At 39.6% G+C, this 18,926-nt stretch carries 21 protein-coding genes; 12 read left to right on the top strand and 9 right to left on the bottom strand.

What is annotated here, in order from left to right:
- The first annotated feature begins 72 nt into the window (after window positions 1–72).
- Entirely contained in the window at window positions 73–522 is a 450-nt protein-coding gene (gene mscL, locus HDE70_RS02620) for a large conductance mechanosensitive channel protein MscL (RefSeq protein ID WP_183867589.1), read from the top strand.
- Between the two features lie 84 nt (window positions 523–606).
- Here the strand turns inward: mscL and HDE70_RS02625 are convergent, their stop codons facing one another.
- On the bottom strand, window positions 607–1,461 hold the full coding sequence (locus tag HDE70_RS02625; protein WP_183867588.1) for a ChaN family lipoprotein: 855 nt from the start codon (window positions 1,459–1,461) through the stop codon (window positions 607–609).
- Between the two features lie 147 nt (window positions 1,462–1,608).
- Between HDE70_RS02625 and HDE70_RS02630 the strand changes: the two genes are divergently transcribed.
- The 7 genes from HDE70_RS02630 (at window position 1,609) to tsaB (ending at window position 6,005) form a co-directional block, all read left to right on the top strand.
- Complete coding sequence (locus tag HDE70_RS02630) at window positions 1,609–2,463, top strand: LiaF transmembrane domain-containing protein (RefSeq protein ID WP_183887872.1); 855 nt, start codon at window positions 1,609–1,611, stop codon at window positions 2,461–2,463.
- Between the two features lie 11 nt (window positions 2,464–2,474).
- Complete coding sequence (locus HDE70_RS02635) at window positions 2,475–3,518, top strand: sensor histidine kinase (RefSeq protein WP_260159884.1); 1,044 nt, start codon at window positions 2,475–2,477, stop codon at window positions 3,516–3,518.
- The gene (locus HDE70_RS02640; RefSeq protein ID WP_183887874.1) at window positions 3,515–4,249 is read left to right on the top strand and encodes a LytR/AlgR family response regulator transcription factor; all 735 of its coding nucleotides are present in this window, start codon (window positions 3,515–3,517) and stop codon (window positions 4,247–4,249) included. Before HDE70_RS02635 ends, HDE70_RS02640 begins: the two co-directional genes overlap by 4 nt.
- A gap of 134 nt (window positions 4,250–4,383) precedes the next feature.
- Entirely contained in the window at window positions 4,384–4,542 is a 159-nt protein-coding gene (rpmH, locus tag HDE70_RS02645; protein WP_083251894.1) for a 50S ribosomal protein L34, read from the top strand.
- Window positions 4,543–4,604: 62 nt separating this feature from the next.
- On the top strand, window positions 4,605–5,057 hold the full coding sequence (locus tag HDE70_RS02650) for a ribonuclease P protein component (RefSeq protein ID WP_183887876.1): 453 nt from the start codon (window positions 4,605–4,607) through the stop codon (window positions 5,055–5,057).
- Window positions 5,044–5,274, top strand: a complete 231-nt coding sequence (yidD, locus tag HDE70_RS02655; protein WP_041884785.1) for a membrane protein insertion efficiency factor YidD — start codon at window positions 5,044–5,046, stop codon at window positions 5,272–5,274. Before HDE70_RS02650 ends, yidD begins: the two co-directional genes overlap by 14 nt.
- A 44-nt stretch (window positions 5,275–5,318) precedes the next feature.
- Window positions 5,319–6,005 (top strand): tRNA (adenosine(37)-N6)-threonylcarbamoyltransferase complex dimerization subunit type 1 TsaB, encoded by a 687-nt coding sequence (gene tsaB, locus HDE70_RS02660; RefSeq protein ID WP_183887878.1) that lies wholly within the window; start codon window positions 5,319–5,321, stop codon window positions 6,003–6,005.
- Here the strand turns inward: tsaB and HDE70_RS02665 are convergent, their stop codons facing one another.
- The gene (locus tag HDE70_RS02665) at window positions 6,006–7,406 is read right to left on the bottom strand and encodes a DUF5723 family protein (protein WP_183887880.1); all 1,401 of its coding nucleotides are present in this window, start codon (window positions 7,404–7,406) and stop codon (window positions 6,006–6,008) included. It lies immediately after the preceding gene.
- Between the two features lie 48 nt (window positions 7,407–7,454).
- Entirely contained in the window at window positions 7,455–9,038 is a 1,584-nt protein-coding gene (locus HDE70_RS02670; protein WP_183887883.1) for a hypothetical protein, read from the bottom strand.
- Between the two features lie 538 nt (window positions 9,039–9,576).
- Between HDE70_RS02670 and HDE70_RS02675 the strand changes: the two genes are divergently transcribed.
- Window positions 9,577–9,963 (top strand): DUF423 domain-containing protein, encoded by a 387-nt coding sequence (locus HDE70_RS02675; protein ID WP_183887885.1) that lies wholly within the window; start codon window positions 9,577–9,579, stop codon window positions 9,961–9,963.
- Complete coding sequence (priA, locus tag HDE70_RS02680; protein ID WP_183887887.1) at window positions 9,964–12,444, top strand: primosomal protein N'; 2,481 nt, start codon at window positions 9,964–9,966, stop codon at window positions 12,442–12,444. It begins immediately after the preceding gene.
- 12 nt (window positions 12,445–12,456) lie between these two features.
- Here priA and HDE70_RS02685 read toward each other — a convergent pair whose 3' ends face one another.
- Entirely contained in the window at window positions 12,457–13,134 is a 678-nt protein-coding gene (locus HDE70_RS02685) for a hypothetical protein (protein ID WP_183887889.1), read from the bottom strand.
- Window positions 13,135–13,412: 278 nt separating this feature from the next.
- Here HDE70_RS02685 and HDE70_RS02690 point away from each other — a divergent pair, with 278 nt between their 5' ends.
- Window positions 13,413–14,069: a protein-L-isoaspartate(D-aspartate) O-methyltransferase gene (locus tag HDE70_RS02690; RefSeq protein ID WP_183865098.1), complete on the top strand. Its 657-nt coding sequence runs from the start codon at window positions 13,413–13,415 to the stop codon at window positions 14,067–14,069.
- Between the two features lies 1 nt (window position 14,070).
- Here HDE70_RS02690 and smpB read toward each other — a convergent pair whose 3' ends face one another.
- From smpB to HDE70_RS02705, 3 genes are all read right to left on the bottom strand, one after another.
- Entirely contained in the window at window positions 14,071–14,520 is a 450-nt protein-coding gene (smpB, locus tag HDE70_RS02695; protein WP_068401558.1) for an SsrA-binding protein SmpB, read from the bottom strand.
- Window positions 14,521–14,601: 81 nt separating this feature from the next.
- Complete coding sequence (locus HDE70_RS02700; RefSeq protein ID WP_183865100.1) at window positions 14,602–16,464, bottom strand: Nramp family divalent metal transporter; 1,863 nt, start codon at window positions 16,462–16,464, stop codon at window positions 14,602–14,604.
- A 15-nt stretch (window positions 16,465–16,479) separates the two neighbouring features.
- Window positions 16,480–17,151, bottom strand: coding sequence for a metal-dependent transcriptional regulator (locus HDE70_RS02705; RefSeq protein ID WP_183865102.1), 672 nt, complete (start codon window positions 17,149–17,151; stop codon window positions 16,480–16,482).
- Between the two features lie 137 nt (window positions 17,152–17,288).
- On the opposite strand from HDE70_RS02705, the gene HDE70_RS02710 reads away from it, so the two are divergent.
- Window positions 17,289–17,759 (top strand): Lrp/AsnC family transcriptional regulator, encoded by a 471-nt coding sequence (locus tag HDE70_RS02710; protein WP_041884810.1) that lies wholly within the window; start codon window positions 17,289–17,291, stop codon window positions 17,757–17,759.
- Between the two features lie 71 nt (window positions 17,760–17,830).
- On the opposite strand, the gene ung is transcribed toward HDE70_RS02710, so the two are convergent.
- Both ung and HDE70_RS02720 read right to left on the bottom strand, forming a co-directional pair.
- Window positions 17,831–18,508, bottom strand: coding sequence for a uracil-DNA glycosylase (gene ung, locus HDE70_RS02715; protein WP_183865104.1), 678 nt, complete (start codon window positions 18,506–18,508; stop codon window positions 17,831–17,833).
- A 7-nt stretch (window positions 18,509–18,515) separates the two neighbouring features.
- Window positions 18,516–18,923 carry a thioredoxin family protein gene (locus HDE70_RS02720; RefSeq protein ID WP_183887891.1) on the bottom strand — a complete coding sequence of 136 codons (408 nt, stop codon included), beginning with the start codon at window positions 18,921–18,923 and terminating at the stop codon, window positions 18,516–18,518.
- Window positions 18,924–18,926 lie beyond the last annotated feature (3 nt).

Consider the following 18,926-nt stretch of genomic DNA (forward strand, 5'->3'; position numbering starts at 1 on the left):
TAAAAAAGCTTTGTTTTCGTAATAAAGTTTCTATTTTTATTAGCAGTTGAACACCATGAAAAATTAAATACTATGAGTTTTGTAAAAGAATTTAAGGAATTTGCCATCAAGGGCAATGTAGTCGACCTGGCAGTCGGTGTGATTATTGGAGGGGCATTCGGTAAGATTGTGACCTCAATGGTTAATGATTTGATTATGCCTCCTATCAGCTTATTAATTGGTGATAAGGGCTTTGTAAATTATTATATCCCTTTAAGTGATAAAGTGAGAGCATTTGTTGCTGCTAACCCTACTGCCTCTCTGGAAGATGCGAGAAAAGCGGGGCCTGTATTTGCATGGGGAAATTTCGCTACAGAAGTGATTAACTTCGTGATTCTGGCGTTCATTATTTTTCTAATGGTAAAAGCAATCAATCAACTGAAACGTAAACAAGAGGAAGTTGTTGTAGCTGAACCAGTTCCAACAAAAGAAGAAGTCTTGTTAGGTGAAATCAGGGATTTACTGAAAACAAGAAATATTTAAGCAATAGCTATAGCCTAAAAAGGCCATCCTGTAAAATTACGGGCTGGCCTTTTTTTGTTTTAAATACCAAACGTATTTATTTCGTTACTTACCTGTCAGAATGATATAATCTCCCAATTCTGCCTGTTTTGTCCAGTCTGGTTCTGTCGTATCCTTAGCTGCAAAACACGAAATATTAACCAGCGTCAGCTTCGGTGCATATTTTTTAAGCTGCGCAAAAGTGCCTAGTTTTTCATCACTGTGGAATCTTCCATTTACCTGGAAGATCTTTTTCTTCGGATTTAACTTGTTGTATTTAGCGATAGACCAGGCCATCGAGGCATCCCATAAATTTTGTGTCTGGAAGATTTTCATTCCACCCATATCATGTCCGCCAAGGGTTTCTGCAAACTTATCATAGTATCTTCCTGTCGCGGTATCAATAGGCAGTGGTGGTAAGAATTCTTTAGAAGCAGCAGGGAAATCATTCAGCTTGTTTAACCCTGAAAAGGTAACTGCATTGCTGTATCTGGTGGCTGCATTGGCTCCGATCACAGCTGCTTTATTTTCTTTGGCCAATTCAATCAATGGCTTATAATCTTTGTAATTATTCCACGCGCGCGCTTCTTTGATGAAGTTCTTTTCGGAAATTACACCGGCCAGATATTCATTAAGTATAGGCTGTACATCGGTCGGGAACATTTCTAAAGAGACCGCTGTACCCGGATAAGCCTGGCTCATTTTACTGAATATCTGCGCTTCCAGTACATGCCCGATTGAATCATTATGTTCCTCACCAAAAAAAAGTACATCAACTTTTTTCATGTTTTGAATCAGCTCTTCCACACTGATCGTTTTTCTCGTTTTTGTCTCAAATATTTTATAAGATTGATCATTATTCTGGGCAAATAAGGCTGTAGGGATCAGGACCCACGCAAACAGAAGGAGTTTCTTTTTCATATCTTTTCGTATTTCTCAAAGTAACGCATAATTATTCACCGGCGAAAAAATGATGTTCACCGGGGTTTTACGCCTATATGAATGATCCCTGTTTAACAATGCAGATTTACTCCTTAGTTTTGATCATAATAAATGAACATCAGGGTTATGGAAAACTATAAATATAAAAACCGTTCTAACAGGGTATGGAGCGGTTTAATTCTGCTCATCATCGGCGCTGTCTTTTTGCTCCGGAATTTTGGTATTAATATACCTGACTGGATATTCAGCTGGCCTACTTTATTAATTTTAATAGGTTTGGTGATTGGTTTTAAACGCAGATTTCATGGTGGAGGATGGCTGATCATGGTGCTGGTCGGGGGTTATTTTAACTTGCAGAACATCGTTGATTTTAACATGACACAATACTATATCGGAGCCGGATTTATAATTTTAGGCTTGTTTGTCATCTTTAAGCCCGTAAGTCCGCGCAAAAGAAGGTGGGAGAGAAGATTTGAAGATTACAAATGGACGGATTATACTAAAGGGCCCGCAGGTACATGGAATCATCCTTCAGCCGGGCAAACCGGCCCTGTGGATCCGCAAACTAATCCGGCAGGTCCGCAACCTGATCCGCTGCATGGGCCGGCTTCAGATCCTTATACCAGAACCCAGGCTACTGAAAATGATTATGTAGACTCTGTGAATGTATTTAGCGGCAGCAAACAACAAATCTATTCCAAGAATTTTAAAGGTGGTGATGTCGTTTCCGTTTTCGGAGGATGTGAACTGGATCTCACGCAGGCTGATTTTCCTGATAAGGTAGTTATTGAAGTTGTAGCCATATTTGGAGGGGTTAAATTAATTATTCCACCAACATGGGTAGTAGAATCACAAGTGAGCCCGATATTCGGAGGGCTGGATGATAGCCGGACAATTAATCCGGTAAACAGCGAACCACTAAAAATAATTACAATAAAAGGAGTAGTTTTATTTGGTGGAGTAAGTATCAGTAATTTCTAAACCAACAAATTTTGACCAATAACCCGCTGTTAACAAGAAAAGCACAAAAAACGGCAGCTATAATCTTTGTGGCCTGGGCAACTGCGTTTGTACTGCTGTTTTTTTATACGCTTAATTTCAGTTGGGTCGTGTCAGTTGCAGATAGTTTAATTACCAATACACTTTTAGTACTCTGCTGTGTAGTGATTAGTATGGTACTGCGGTTTTATCAGCCAAAAGATGAAATTGTATTGTTTGTCATTGTACTGGCTATTGCGCTCTCTGTGCTGATTACCTGGAGTTGCCGCTGCTTGTTAACCGGTATTTTTGCGCAGGACCGTACTTATATAAGTTTCCTGAATTTATCACTGGTATTCAGGTTCATTGTCATCTTTGTTTTTCTGGCCTGGTGCGCCTTTGTAAATGTATTGTGGTACCGCCTGGAAGGACAATCCGAAATGCAGGAACGCCTTTTTACGGCTCAGAATTTAGCGAAGGAAGCAGAACTGAACAAGCTCAGGCATCAGTTGCAGCCCCACTTTTTGTTTAATAGCTTAAATTCTGTTTACGCGCTCACGATTGTGAATCCAAAAGAAGCCGGGACAATGATTACAAAATTAGCTTCTTTTTTAAGAGGGACCCTGAAAAGAGACGATGAAGTCTGGGTGAGTGTGGCCGAAGAAATGGATTATATCCAGTTATATCTGGATATTGAAAAGGTAAGGTTCAGCCATCGTTTAAATCTTGATATTCAGATTGATGAAAATACTTTAAACCTGTCTTTGCCAGGTACATTATTGCAGCCTATAGTAGAAAATGCCATCAAATTCGGATTGTACAATACTTCTGCGGCAATCCTGATTTCTATTTTCGTCAGGGTAGAAGGGAACCTGCTGATGGTGAGTGTTGAAAATCCATATGATCCGGAAACGAAAGCTACGGACGGTACAGGCTTCGGGCTTACTGCAATCCGCAGAAGGCTCTATTTGCTTTTTGCAGACAATACCTTACTGCAAACTTCTTCCACAGAGGATAATAAATATATTACTACGCTTAAAATACCACAGAAACTATGATCACAACGATATTGATTGATGATGAGCCGCTGGCGCGGGATATTGTAAAGCATTATCTGACAAGCTTCCCTGATATAACGGTCGTTGCAGAATGCAATGATGGTTTTGAAGGGCTTAAAGCAATTGCGGCTTTCCGTCCCGACTTTATCTTTCTGGATATACAGATGCCTAAAATCAATGGTTTTGAGATGCTGGAGCTGGTAGAGCATCCACCAGCAGTCATCTTTACAACCGCATTTGATGAATTTGCCATTAAAGCTTTTGAAGTTAATGCTGTTGATTATTTATTGAAACCGATTGAACAGGAGCGGTTTGAGCAGGCCATGCAAAGGCTGCCTGCAAAGTTAAAGCAGCCGGAGCTTACCCGGGAATTGCTGGAAACAGCTGCACAGAGCCCTTCACAGCACAATCGGGTAGTGGTTAAAAATAACGGGGTGATCAAAATTATTGCAGTGACAGATATTCATTACCTGGAAGCTGATGATGACCATGTGAAATTAAGTACTACAGAGGGGATTTTTTATAAAAACAAAACCATGAGTTTTTTCGAAAAAACGCTGGATAGTGAACAATTTATACGGATTCACCGGTCTTATCTGATTAATCTTGCACAGGTCACTAAAATTGAATTGAAGGAAAAAGATAGTTATATCGTACTTTTGAAATCTGATATCTGGCTGCCTGTAAGTAAAACGGGCTATGTTAAGCTCAAGGCTGCCCTTGGTTTATAGAAATTTAAACAGCTTTAACACAGCGATCACAAATAAAAATGAAAACATAGGCTGCATGTATTTGCATTTAAGAAAAAATCGCATTATATTTGCACCTCTCAATTAAAAAATAATAGTTAAGATATCATACAGTTATGAAAAGAACATTCCAACCTTCGCAAAGAAAGAGAAGAAACAAACACGGCTTCCGCGAAAGAATGGCTACAGCAAACGGTAGAAGAGTATTAGCTTCTCGTCGTGCAAAAGGAAGAAGAAAATTATCAGTTTCTGACGAACGTCGTCACAAAGCATAATTTTGATTGCAGCACCTCTGGTGCTGGCAGATCATTTAGTCTGCAAATCTGCGATCAAAAACATGAAAAATTTTACCAAAGAAGAACGGTTATGCAGCAGGAAATTATTAGACCTGCTATTTAAGAACGGTTCTTCTTTTTTAGTATATCCCTTTCGGGTTTCCTATCTGTTCATACCGGAGAAAAATGCTTTCCCTGTACAGGTAGTGGTTAATGTATCGAAAAAGCGGTTCAAACGTGCACACGACAGAAATCTGATCAAGCGCAGAATGCGTGAAGCTTACCGGCTGCTCAAATCATCGGCTCTTTATCCCTTATTAAATCATCCTGATCAATTGTTACTGCTCTCTCTCCAATTTGTTGGAAAGGAACATTATGATTATTCTTTTTTTGAAAAGAAACTGGCTAATGCTTTAAAAAGACTGATCCTGACTGTTGACCCGCCTGTGAAAACTGTAGCTGCTGCTCCAACTGAAAAACCAGTACCTTCAACCCCAAAAGATGAAACTGATTAAACAAATTATCGGCTGGTTCTTTTTGGCACTGATCAGGTTTTATCAGTTGTTTTTGTCTCCTTTACTAGGGGCCAGCTGTCGTTTTACGCCTACCTGCTCACAATACGGTGTAGAGGCGATCAAAAAGCACGGACCTTTTAAAGGCGGCTGGTTAACGCTTAAACGCATCGGACGCTGCCATCCCTGGGGAAAACACGGGCATGATCCTGTTCCTTAGTTTATCAAGCTTACCTGAATTTTAAATCTACTATATTTGCCTTAATGGTTACGATACTTCAACTAGAAACAGCTACACAGGTATGCTCTGCTGCATTATCTGTCAACGGAGAGACGATCGCAGTAAAAGAACTTGCTGCACAGAATATTCATGCAGGAAGCCTGACTTTGTTTATCCGGGAGGTAATGGCAACTGCGGGGTTAACTTATACGGATCTGGATGCGGTTGCTGTGAGTAAAGGGCCGGGTTCTTATACGGGGTTAAGGATTGGTGTATCAACCGCGAAAGGACTTTGTTTTGCGCTGGATAAACCCCTGATCGGAATTGAAACGCTGAGAATGATGGCACAGGGGTTTTTGAAAACTGCGGATAACTATACAGGTTTAGTTTGTCCGATGATTGACGCCAGAAGAATGGAAGTCTTTACCGGATTATACGATCACGACCTGAATGAAGTATTACCAGTGGAAGCTAAAATTATTGAGGAGAATTCCTATCAGGAACAATTGAAAACGCAGCAGCTCACTTTTATTGGTGATGGGGCAATGAAATGCAATACTTTTATTATTTCTCCGAATGCGGCTTTCTCTGACCTTAATTTTAATTCTGCGTCAAATATGAGTCTATTGGCTTATAATGCTTTTACAACTGGTCATTTTGAGGATGTAGCTTATTTTGAACCTTATTATCTGAAAGATTTCGTAGTGACCCAGGCTAAAAAGAAAGTTTAACTATTTTTTCTTTTTAAACATCCCGAATAATTTAGCAAAAAATCCTTTCTTATCCAGATCGTCACCAACTCCCGGCATGTAACTGCTGTTTTGAGGATGTTCTACTGTATACCCGAATTTAATACCGACTCCCATATATACAGAAGCTCCGGCATAACTGTTATTCGTCAGGTCTGGCTGCTGTTTATAGGCCGCTGATTTTAAGACGTTGTCACTGCCTAAGAAAAACTCGAAGTTCGGGGTTTGATATTTGGCCTGTGTGCCTAACATCATAAAGCCGTTTAAGTTGTAAATAGGGGAAAGGCTGACTGAGAATTCATTGTAGGCGAAGTTGTTGACTAAAGCGATATCTCCGCCTTTGTTCCAGACGTTTTTGGAAACGATGAAATTTGGCGTGTAAAAGTCGAATCTTTTAGAAACGAGTAAATCAAGTTTAGCGTTCGTTGCAGTGTAGAACCCTTTTCGCTGGTCGTTGCTGGTAAAGAGGTCTTCTAATCTTCTTTGTAAGGTATTGCTGCTTTCGCCTTCCTGCACAGTAATATCCTGACCTTCAGGAACAGCAATAGAATGAGAATTTTTATTCCACCTGATAAAGCCCAGATCTTTCACACTTCCCATTAAAAAGTAACCCGTTTTAGAAGTATAAGTTGTACCGAAACCCATTGAAAGTCCGGGGTTTTTAAAATCAGGGATCAGTGTATTTGTATTCAGCTCTTTTGCACGGAGAAAGTTGGATTGATAAGTTCCGCCAACATTAACGGTGAGTTGCCCGGCCGCTTGATTGAATTGTAAATCAGAGCTGGTAATATCTATTTTATTGTAAGTTATTCCACTTAATAAACTCAGTTTTACACCAAAAGCCAGCTGTTTAGATACGTTTTCTCTGTAGTTCATACTGAACTGATGGTAAGACTGACCATAACCATTGCCATTGAAGGGATCACTAATGGTCTTATTAAATTTCTTAAAATCATCAAAAGCAACCAGTGTTGCATTCGTATAATCCGCAAAAGCATCTGATCTCATCTGCCACGAAAAACCTAACTCCTGGTGATCTTTGTAAGATTTAAAAATCCGGAAAGTGAACAAATAAATATTAGAAGTCTGATAAGCCTGATTTCTTCCATTGTCAATCGGAATACCTGTAGTGTTATACTTATCGCCATTAATCAATGTCCGGAGTGCGAAATTCGAAGCTCCTTTATTAGCGGCATTTAATCCGAAATAGGGAAGCAGGAAGTTTGAAGCATATTGACGGGAAGAATCGAGTACAAAAGCTTTCTGTGCTGGATTTTCGAAGGCATCAAATAGTGTTTTAGTATTAAACAATCCGTATTGTTGTGCCTTAATTTGTGTAGACAGGATTAGAAAAAGGCTCAGTATAAGGTATCTTTTTGCCATAAGTTGAAAACGATTTTTAAATATGGTAATTTAAAAAATAGATTCTGATTATTTAATTGTTAAATTTTGAAGGGTATCAGTGACTACCTCCGGAATTGTATTCAACAATAGGTTGGTTTGAAAAGCTCCTTTATCACCATTAAGCTGATAAATCATAGAACTGAACTTTTCCAGGCCCTCTTTTTTGATCATATGGTTATAATACGGCATATAGACAGCCCTTCTGACCAGATCAGCAGAATTCTTACGATTCACATAATAAGTCACATTTGATGTTTTTGAAAGCTGACTGTATATGTTGATATAATCGGGGGTATTAATCAGTAATTTGTTATTGTGGTAATCATTTAGAAAAGACTGTAAGGCACCAGGTTGATTGGAAAAGACCATATAATTATCAATTATTGTATAATACGGTCTGCTGAAAGCCCTGAAGGGTTCACCGAAATAACAATATAAAAGTCCTGATTTTTTGAACCTTTTGATATCTGTATTGTAATCATCACTCATGTCCAGCAACAGTTGTTTTACTTTATCGCCATTGGTCAGATTGATTGCTGCTATATTCTCTGCTGATTTAAGCTGAAAAGAGATCAGCTGATTTTGAAAATAAACGGGGAATATTTTTTCTGCATCTAAATGATACTCATTGTTAAAGCTATTGATGGTGTTTTTGATTTTCTGAGCTTCCTTATTGACTAAAAACCAGTTGCTTAGTCCTTTTCTCCAGCTTTTATAATCAGTCAGTGCATATAATTTGAAGTTCGCTGTGTTTTCTGGTAAGAGGTTGTCAATGTCGTTTTTTTGCGGAGCCAGTGCAGCAAAAAGTGTCAGGTAGTTTTTCTGATCATTGAGTGCTGAACTTCCGTTAAAAAATAACCGCTCTTTACTGAAGTTATAATTCAGTGCAGCAAATGAATTTTGCTGATTAAGCACAGACAAACCACCATTCAGATGACCAGGAAGCATTGATTTTAATAAAGCAGGTATTTTATTGAAATCAATATATAAGTTTCCTAAACTATTTCTTTTGAACTTATTGCTGGCTTTTATATAGGCTACAAACTGATTGTTTTCTTCATTTGAAACTGCTTTTGCTGCTGCTTTTACAGGGTTCATGCTGTTAGAAAGGAGAATCAGGTTTTTCTCGATATTCAGGTAAAATGTAGCACTATCATTTAAGACGAGTTTCATCATTCCGCTATCAGTAGTCAGCTTAACCCCGTTTGATTGCAGGGCACTGTATAATTTTGGTTTATCCAGTTCATCATTTAACTGGGTGCTGATCAGGTAGTCGATCTCTTTATTTTTTCCGGCAGAGAAACTGATAAAAATATTTTTGTTGCCTACCAGGTTATTAATTGCGGGATTAGCGATCAAAGTGCGCTTTAGCAAACTGAGCTGATTGAATTTATCCTGTCCCATTAATTTTTCAAAGAAATCCTGTCCTTTCAGAATGTCGAATATGCTTTTGTCATTTTGAATACAGAATACAAGACCAGAATTTGCTGTTGCCGCATACAGACTAGTTTCCTTATAGGAAGTTTCCTTGTTCAGTTTAGAAAAATATAAGTAGGCCATACCCACAATGGCTGCGAATAAAGTAAAGAGGGTGAGGTATATCTTTTTCATTTGCGTTTAACAAATTTAAGGTAATTGTTGCGCATTAGGTGATTTTTTATTGTTAAAACGGGCTTTCTTCTTATGTTTTACAGGATTGGAGAGAAGAACTTGCTGGTTCTGATGAATTCTTGTCAGAACCGGGGACGAATCTGGTTGAACACTGGTTGTGTTTTAGTTGAATAGTGTCTTGAAAGGACATTAAAGCGATATTAGAATGAGGTTGGAATGACTGTGGTCATTGCAAGGTCATTCCAACCTCATTCTAAGGTCATTTCAAGGCACTATTCAATATAGTTTCAACACTTGTTTTATACGCCAAGGCCACGTTTTATAGTCAATTGGAATGTCATTTTTTCTAAACTGCAAAAAGCCCCTGTTTTTTAAGGTAAATTGCTGTTACTCTTTGGGGATGGAGGTCGGTGGGTATTGTCAGCAATCCCTTTATTTAAGCACCTATAAGTGGCTTAAATAAATAATTTGCATATAGCATTAACAAAAATGCATTTAGGTTGCGTAATTTTACCGGGCTGGAATTAAGAAGAATTGAATGAATAGAAAAATAATTTTGACTGCCTCTTTCTTTGGAGCAGTAGCGGTAATACTAGGTGCATTTGGTGCACATGGGCTGAAAAATGTAGTTGCTGCTGATCAGCTGGCCATCTGGAGCAAGGGCGTTGAATATCAGTTTTATCATACGTTTGCCTTACTTTTTCTATCCACCTTTGCCAGGTTCAGAAATAAACTGGTTGATTTCGCCTATTACTGCTTTACTGTAGGGATTATCTTCTTTTCGGGATCACTTTATCTGCTGGCTACCCGTGAGGTATTACAGTTAAGCTGGGTAAATATTGTGGGCCCTATTACTCCTTTAGGAGGATTATTATTAATTACCGGCTGGATTTTTCTATTCTTTGCCGCCTTAAAAAACAGATAAATGCAGGAATTAAATGATATTGATTTTTCAGAAAGAGATACCTTATTTATAGAAGTAATTTTACCGCTTTCTCTTTCAAAAAACTATATCTACCGTGTTCCATTTGACTTAAATGAACATACTGCCGTTGGTAAAAGAGTAATCGTGCAGTTTGGAAAAAATAAAATCTATACTGCGCTGATTAAGAGTATCAGTCAGACTGCTCCAGCTTTGTACCAGGCAAAATATATTATCGATGTTATAGATGAACATCCGGTTGTAAACCTGATGCAATTGCAATTCTGGGACTGGATGACCGCATACTACCTCTGTAATGAAGGGGATGTGATGTCTGCTGCGCTGCCAGCGGGATTAAAACTGGCCAGTGAGACTATCATCATCCTGCGGGAAGATGTCTCTTTAGAAGAGCTGGAACTGACTGATAAAGAGAATATACTGATTACTGCACTGGAAAAGCAAAAACGCCTGACCGTGGATCAGATTTCTAAGTTATTAGGACAGAAAACCGTATTTCCACTGATCCGTTCTCTTTTAGATAAAGAGGTGGTTCACATTGCGGAAGAAGTTGTTGAAAAATATAAGCCTTTATTAAAATCATATATTACCCTGAATCCTTTTTATCTTGAAGAAGGGAATTTCAAACAATTGTTCGAAGTGCTTGAACGTGCACCCAAACAACTGGATGCTTTGCTGATGTATATCAAACTTTCCAAATCAGGAATTGAAATATCAAGGCAGCAATTACTGGAAGACAGCTGTTGCGGGCAGGCAACGTTGAAAGCACTGCTGGATAAGGAGATCTTCTTCCTTAAAAAGAAAGTAGTGAGCAGGCTGAATGATGAATCAGATGATATGATTCTTAATTTTAAGCTCAGCCCGGCACAAAATGCGGCTTTAGAACAAATAGAAACGGAGTTCCAGACCAAAGATGTTGTTTTATTACACGGGATAACCGCTTCCGGTAAAACCCAGGTCTATATCAAACTGATTGAGCAGGCGATTGAAAAAGGCGGACAGGTTTTGTTCCTTTTGCCTGAAATTGCGTTGACCACACAGATTGTAGAACGGATCAAGCGCTATTTTGGAGATGCGATTGGGGTATATCACTCGAAGTTCAATGACAACGAGCGGGTAGAGATCTGGAACAGTGTGATGAACGGTAAATATAAAATCGTCCTTGGTGCACGTTCTGCGGTGTTTTTGCCCTTTAAAAATTTGAAACTGATTGTAGTGGATGAGGAGCATGAATCATCGTACAAGCAAAATGAACCCGCGCCAAGATACCAGGCCAGGGATGCCGCAGTTTACCTGGCACATTTGCATCAGTCGAAAATTATACTGGGTTCGGCCACACCATCAATAGAAAGTTATTACAATGCACTGCATCAAAAATATGGCTTAGTTACCCTGAGTGAACGTTTTGGAGGTGTTGAACTTCCTGTTCAGGAAGTGGTGGGGATTGCTGAAGAAACCAAAAAGAAGAAAATGGTTTCTTATTTCTCCAGCGTATTAATTGATGATATCACCGCAACGCTCGAAAGAAAAGAGCAGGTTATTCTTTTCCAGAACCGCAGGGGTTATGCGACTATCCTGATTTGTAAAACATGTGGTTTTGCGCCTAAGTGTGTGAACTGTGATGTAAGCCTTACTTTCCACAAAAGCAGTGGTAAACTGCATTGCCATTATTGCGGATACCACGAAAGCAGTATGAATATTTGTCCTGCCTGTGGCTCTGTACATATTGAACAAAAGGGGTTTGGAACGGAAAGAATAGAGGAGGAGTTAAGCCTGATTTTTCCGGAAGTGAAAATTGCAAGGCTTGATGTAGACAGCACCAGGACAAAAAATAGTCTTCAGAAGATCATTGGTGATTTCCAGGAAAAGAAAACGGATATTCTGATTGGTACACAAATGGTGGCTAAAGGTCTTGATTTTGATAATGTAACCCTGATCGGGGTGATCAATGCAGATACTTTATTGAATTACCCTGATTTCAGAGCTTTTGAGCGTAGTTTTCAGTTGTTAGCACAGGTTGCAGGCCGTGCTGGCAGAAGAGACAAGCAGGGAAAGGTATGCATCCAGGCCTATGATGCAGATCACAGGATTATCAAACAGGTAGTGGACAACAATTACCTGGAAATGTTTAATGATGAAATTGCCGAACGCAGACAGTTCCATTATCCGCCTTTTACCAGGCTGATCTTTATCAATGTGAAACATAAAGATTCAAATTTGCTCAATGCAGCAGCTGCGCGTTTTGCTACGCTGTTAAGGGCGCAACTCGGAACACGGGTACTGGGGCCGGAACAGCCCCTGGTTTCCAGAATCAGAAATTATTATATCAAACAACTGATCATTAAATCTGATAAGTCAACGGCTATTCACAAGGTTAAAGCAGCACTTAAACAGACTATCGCAGACTTTAACGGAGAAAATACTTTTAAAGGAATAATTATACAGATAGATGTAGATCCTTATTAGGGAGCCCGGAAATTAATTCCTGCTTCCCAAATTGAACTGCAAGCCTACAGTGACCGGACTAAAAAGAAATTCTTTTTTGGATTCGGAGGTTTCTGTTCGCAAGGCCGTAGTGTTTTGTGCAACAGTCTGTGTTCGTAAGCGGGAAAGGTATAATTCCAGGCTGCCTTCTGCAAAAATAGAAAGCTGCTCAATGGGAGTTATCCGGATTCCCAGCGTAGGCCCTAAGGTCAGCCCGTTTTTTATAGCTTCCATCTGATCTGTTAACGCAATTGTTCTCTGTAGGTTTATGAAGTCTCTTAAACCCTTAAAGCGGTTATAGCGATAGCCAATGTCAAAAGCAAAATAAGGTTGTATATTGGAATAATTCAGGTTTTTCTCAAATCCCACTTTAATCGCATAGTCAGTTACTTTTCCATTAACCAGGTTACAGTTCGTACAATCACTTTTAAAGTCAAGTGATTGATTCATAAATCTTCCGCTTAAGCGATAATTGATCTGGCGGTCATCAATTTTAAATATACCACCGTTAAATTTGGTCGTTATATATTTAAGCGGGTCCTGATCACCTATCCTTGGGAGCTGGAGGTAACTGAATGCATTAAACCCGGCACTGTAAGTACTGCCAGACTGTGAGCGGGCATTCAGGACAAAAAGAGAAACGAGTAAAAGTGAGAGCAATCCTTGTTTCATAAAGCGTTAGTTTTCATTTAACTATATAAAAATATGTATTATTTTACTTGTCGGATTAAAATCGGCCTCAGATTTTTTTATTTGTTCTAATAAGTAATATTCCCGTTTTTACTGAAAAAAAATTATTCTTTTGTCTTGAATAAGTGAAAGATTTATTCTTTTCATTAACAGCCAGATTTGTTGTTTAATATTTGATCTGTTGGCTTTTACGGCTTTGAGGTTAAATTCATCCAATTAAAACCTTAAAAATCGATTTCAAAGAAGTATTTTTGAGATCAATGGCATACAAGTTTGTAGATAATTACCGGGAAAGAGGAGCAAGGAAGAAATTGGTGGAGCATCTTAAATCAAGAGGCATCACAGATGAGCGGGTACTGAGTGCAATTGGAAAAGTACCGCGACATTTTTTCTTTGATGAAACCTTCTGGAACCAGGCTTATAAAGATATTGCTTTCCCGATTGGTGACGGTCAAACCATTTCTCAGCCTTATACGGTAGCTTATCAGAGTGAATTGCTGCATATCAGCAAAGGTGATAAAGTACTGGAAATAGGGACTGGTTCTGGTTATCAGACTTGTATTTTAATGGAATTGGGGGCAGAAGTATTTACTATCGAAAGACAGGAAAGTATTTACAAACACACCCTTAAAGTATTACCGGGAATGGGGTATAGTGCGAATTTCTTTTTTGGAGATGGTTCAATGGGAATTGCAGCACATGCACCTTATCACAAGATTATTGTAACTGCTGGTGCGCCGTTTGTTCCTGAAATCTTATTGAAACAACTAAAAATTGGTGGTATGCTGGTAATACCGGTAGGTGATGAGCATTCCCAGACTATGGTTACCGTGATCCGTGTCAGTGAAACTGATTATGAAAAGTTTGAACTGGATACTTTTAGGTTTGTACCACTGGTAGGGGACCAGGCCTGGTAATTTAGCCTTTCATTGCCCGGTCCATTTCACGTTTAGATTCGCGGTCTTTGATGCTGTCTCTTTTATCAAAGTCTTTTTTACCCTGCGCCAATGCAATTTCTATTTTTGCAAAGCCTCTCTCGTTCGTGAAAATGCGAAGCGGAACAATTGTGTACCCTTTTTCTTCACTTCTGAATTTCAGCTTTTTCAATTCCTTTTTTTGCAGCAGTAAAATCCGGTCACGTTTAATATCATGGTGATGGAAAGAACTGTGGCTGTATTCTGAGATATGAAGATTTCTTACATAAAGTACATTGCCAATGAACATGCAGAAGGCATCGGTCATATTGGCTTTACCTTGTCTGATTGCCTTTATTTCTGTTCCAAGCAAAGCCAGTCCGGCATTGTATTTATCAACAACATGGTAATCGAAGTATGCTCTTTTATTTTTTATTTGAATGTCAGTCGCCATAGAATCAGCTAATATCAGAAAGAATTGCCGATTTATGGCAATTCTTTCTGAATTTTACAAAGGATATAGGATTCTGGCAGCTTATCTGACCACTAATACGGGGATTGTGATTTTATGTCTTACTGCATCTACGGTAGTTCCGAAAATCAGGTCCTTCAGTCCTTTATGTCCGTGTGCACCCATCACCAGCAGCTGTAAATCATTGGCTTTAGCTATTTCTGCAATGGCACGTGCGGTACCGCCAAAACCAATATGGGGAATACCGTGATAACCCAGATTGGCCAGGTTCTGTCCGTATTTCTTCAGGTTTTCCGCATCACTCACTGTTTCATGATCGAGTGCGGCTTTCCCATGATACTGGGCGCCGGCAGTTTCAACGATATGGATTAAATGATAATCTGCTTTTTTACCACCCTGGATCAGTGCATGGCGGATCGTGTTGAGGTCATTCTTTGAAAAATCGACAGTAATACCTATCCTGGTATAATGGATCTGATCGACTGGATCAATAGCCATTGCATTTCCGTGTGGAATGTTTTTTTGCTGTATTGTTCTGGAACTGAGCATCGGATAAACGAAAACATAGATTAAAAGCAGACCAATCAGGATAGCAACCGGGATAATTAATCCATAGATATACCATCCATGCGTAGTGGTTGCCCAGCCTGAGATTTCTTCTATAACGAGTTTAATATTCAGGGCAACAATAACGGCAGCACTGATCCAGGCCAGTATTTTGACCCATAGCTTGATGGCAAAGCCTTTCATCTCTTTTTTATCAGAGGTGAAATGAATCAGCGGGATCACGGCAAAGCCGAGTTGTAAACTCAACACGACCTGGCTTAGAATCAGTAAACCGCTTAAGGCATCGTTTCCGAAATAAAGGATCGTAAAAAAAGCAGGGATAATGGCCAGCAAACGGGTAATTAAACGGCGCAGCCAGGGCTGTATCCTCAGGTTCAGGTGACCTTCCATTACAATCTGGCCCGCCAGTGTACCGGTAATGGTAGAACTTTGGCCAGCTGCAATCAGTGCGATTGCGAAAAGAGTTGGGGCAACCCCGCCAAATATATGTTCAAGCAATTTATAGGCATCCTGTATTTCTGCAACTTCATGCATGCCATTTTTATAAAAGGCAGCAGCTGCCAGAATCAGGATTGCAGCATTGACAAAAAAAGCAAGGTTAAGGGCAACGGCAGTATCTATAAAGTTGAATTTAATGGCTTCCTTAATTCCTTGATCATCACGCTCAAATTTCCTGGTCTGAACCAGCGAAGAGTGCAGGTAAAGATTGTGGGGCATGACAGTGGCTCCGATAATACCGATGGCAATATAAAGGGCTTGTCCGGATAGTACCGAGGGTTCCAGCCCTTTGACGATTTCTTTGAGAGAGGGCTCTACAATAAACATCTCTACTAAAAAGGAAATCCCTACGATGAAAACCATGGAAACAATGAAAACTTCCATTTTACGCATTCCCTTGTTCATCAGGAACAAGAGTAACACGGTGTCAAAAATAGTAATACTGATCCCCCAGATTAGCGGAAGGCCGAAAAGCAGGTTCAAACCAATGGCCATACCAATGATTTCGGCAAGGTCACAGGCTACAATTGCAGTCTGTGCTAAACCAAATAAGGGGATGTTTACCCATTTAGGGTAGGCATTTCTGGAAGCCTGTGCTAAATCCAGCCCTCTTACAATACCTAATCTTGCACTTAAAGATTGTAAGAGCAGGGCGATTAAGTTAGACATCAGCAGTACCCAGATGAGCTGGTACCCGAATTTACTGCCCCCTGCAAGGTCAGTAGCCCAGTTTCCGGGGTCCATATAACCTACACTAACCAGGTATGCGGGGCCAATAAAAGACAATATCCTTCTCCATCCGGTTCGCTTGCCGGTGTCTACACTTTGATGTACTTCACTTAATGATTCTGTTTGCTTCATCAGCTAAAAATTCTTTTAATTATGAACAGCTTCTTCTAATTTAACAAGGATGTGCTGCGCTACTTTGCGGCTGACATTTATATTTTGATTATTGACTACAAGTTCTACTGAACCATCATAGGCAGTTATTCCAAGGACGGCTATTGCTGCGCCTATGGTTAAACCCAGCTTCTCCAGATGAATTAAAAACGGAGAAGAGTGTTCACTGACCCCGATAATGATGCCGCTTTTTCCTTTGGCAATTTCATGGAGGTGTGTATGTGCAGAGGGTTCAAAGTTTCCATGCTGATCGGGGATCGGATCACCGTGGGGATCTCTCTTTGGAAAACCAAGAAAATCATCTAAGCGCTCTACCAGTATGGAAGAATTAATGTGTTCAAGTTCTTCTGCAATATCATGGACTTCATCCCACCGGAATTTAAGTTTGTCTACTAAAAAGACTTCCCATAGCCGGTGTTTGCGGATGACTTTGATTGCGGCAGCTTTTCCTTTTTCAGTTAATGTGACTCCCTGGTACTTAATATAATCAATTAATTGCTTATCTGCCAGCTTTTTAAGCATATCGGTAACAGAAGCAGCCTTGGTGTTCAATCCATTGGCAATTGCATTGGTTTGGACAGTCCCGGGCTCTGTCTGGGAGATATGATAAATGACTTTGAGGTAATTCTCTTCGGTAAATGAATGCATTATATTAGCCTAATAATAGTTTTAGGTAAATCTAAAAATTATTGAATAAAATAAAGCATAATTTTTATGTTTATTTTTAGAATTAAATTTGGTAAATAAGGTGTTCTTATTCTACCTTTGGGTTCAAGATCGGAATAATGGCAGCAGAACTAGATAAGATAGATTTTAAAATACTTAAACTTTTACAAGAAAACGGAAGAATAACCAATTTGCTTTTATCGCAGGAAATTGGGTTGTCACCAGCACCTACTTTAGAAAGAGTAAGAAAACTGGAGATGTCCGGTTTCATTAAGAGTTACCATGCATTGGTGGATGAAGAGAAACTGGGTTTAGGTATTAAAACCTTTATCCAGGTACAACTGGATTTCCATAAGAACAACACGATCCAGATATTTTTGGATGAGGTGAATCAGATTAAAGAAATTACGGAGTGTCACCATGTGACCGGACAGGCAGATTTCCTGTTGAAAGTATATGTAAGTGATATTAAAGCTTACGAGCGTTTAATTATGGACAAGATCAGTAAAATCAGCGTAGTGAAGACTTTTCAGACGATGATGATCATGTCAACAACTAAGAAAGAACCTATTGTGCCTTTAGAATACTAAAAGCAATTAGCTTTACGCAATAAGTAATATGCAATCAGTGCCTGTATGAATCTGGCACTGATTGCATAAAATTAGCTGATTTGCCAGTTAATTGGCTTCTTACCTTCAGCAATCAGAATTTCATTTGTTTTCGAGAAATGTTTACTGCCGAAAAAACCGGTATAAGCAGAAAATGGCGAAGGGTGTGCTGATTTTAACACGGTATGCTTCTTTTCATCGATCAATGCAGCTTTTTGTTGCGCAAATTTTCCCCACAATAAAAACACCAGTCCTGTTTTTTTATCCGAGAGCTGGCTGATGGCCTGATCTGTAAATGCTTCCCAGCCTTTGCCCTGGTGAGAACCAGGTTCATGCGCCCTTACAGTCAGAGATGCATTCAGCAAGAGTACGCCTTCATCTGCCCATTGGGTCAGGTTACCATGATTTGGCGTTTTAAACCCTTCAATATCTGTTTCCAGTTCTTTATAAATGTTTTTTAAAGATGGGGGAGTAGCTACTCCTTTTTGTACGGAAAAAGATAGACCGTGTGCTTGTCCTTCTCCGTGATAGGGGTCCTGACCTAAGATCACCACTTCGACTTGATCGAATGGGGTATGGTTAAAGGCAGCGAAAATATCTGCGCCTTTAGGATACACTGTTTTTCCTGTTTCTTTTTCCTGCAAAAGAAAAGCTTTCAGGTTTTTCATGTATTCTTTTTCAAATTCAGGTTCCAGTACTTTTAACCAGCCTGGTTCTAATGCTGCTGACATTTTTATTTTATTTAGTGAGTATTTCAATCATATCGCTTTCCAGCGTAACCAAAGGTGATTCTGTGATCCTGCCGATCTCTTTATTGCTGGCAGTGAGGATGAATGTGGGCACCTTGTTTATATTCAGGTGATCGGTTAGTCCATGCGCTGCCTTTTTCGATTCATCAACAAAGATCAGCGTGATTTGTTCTGCCGGAAAATCAGCCTGATCCAGAACTTTATACAACCGGGGTACTTGTTGTCTGCAATCACTGCACCAGGTACCCATCACGATAATTACCCTGATATCCTGAAGCAATAAACGGAGTTGCTGTATAGCCTGCGGACCGGGCTGGTAAGCCGGGTATTCTATTGCATATTGCGCATTCATTTCCGGAGATTCCAATAGTTTCTCCCGGGTAGCTGTATGGAGCATATT

The sequence above is a fragment of the Pedobacter cryoconitis genome (genome assembly GCF_014200595.1).
Classification (GTDB): domain Bacteria; phylum Bacteroidota; class Bacteroidia; order Sphingobacteriales; family Sphingobacteriaceae; genus Pedobacter; species Pedobacter cryoconitis_C.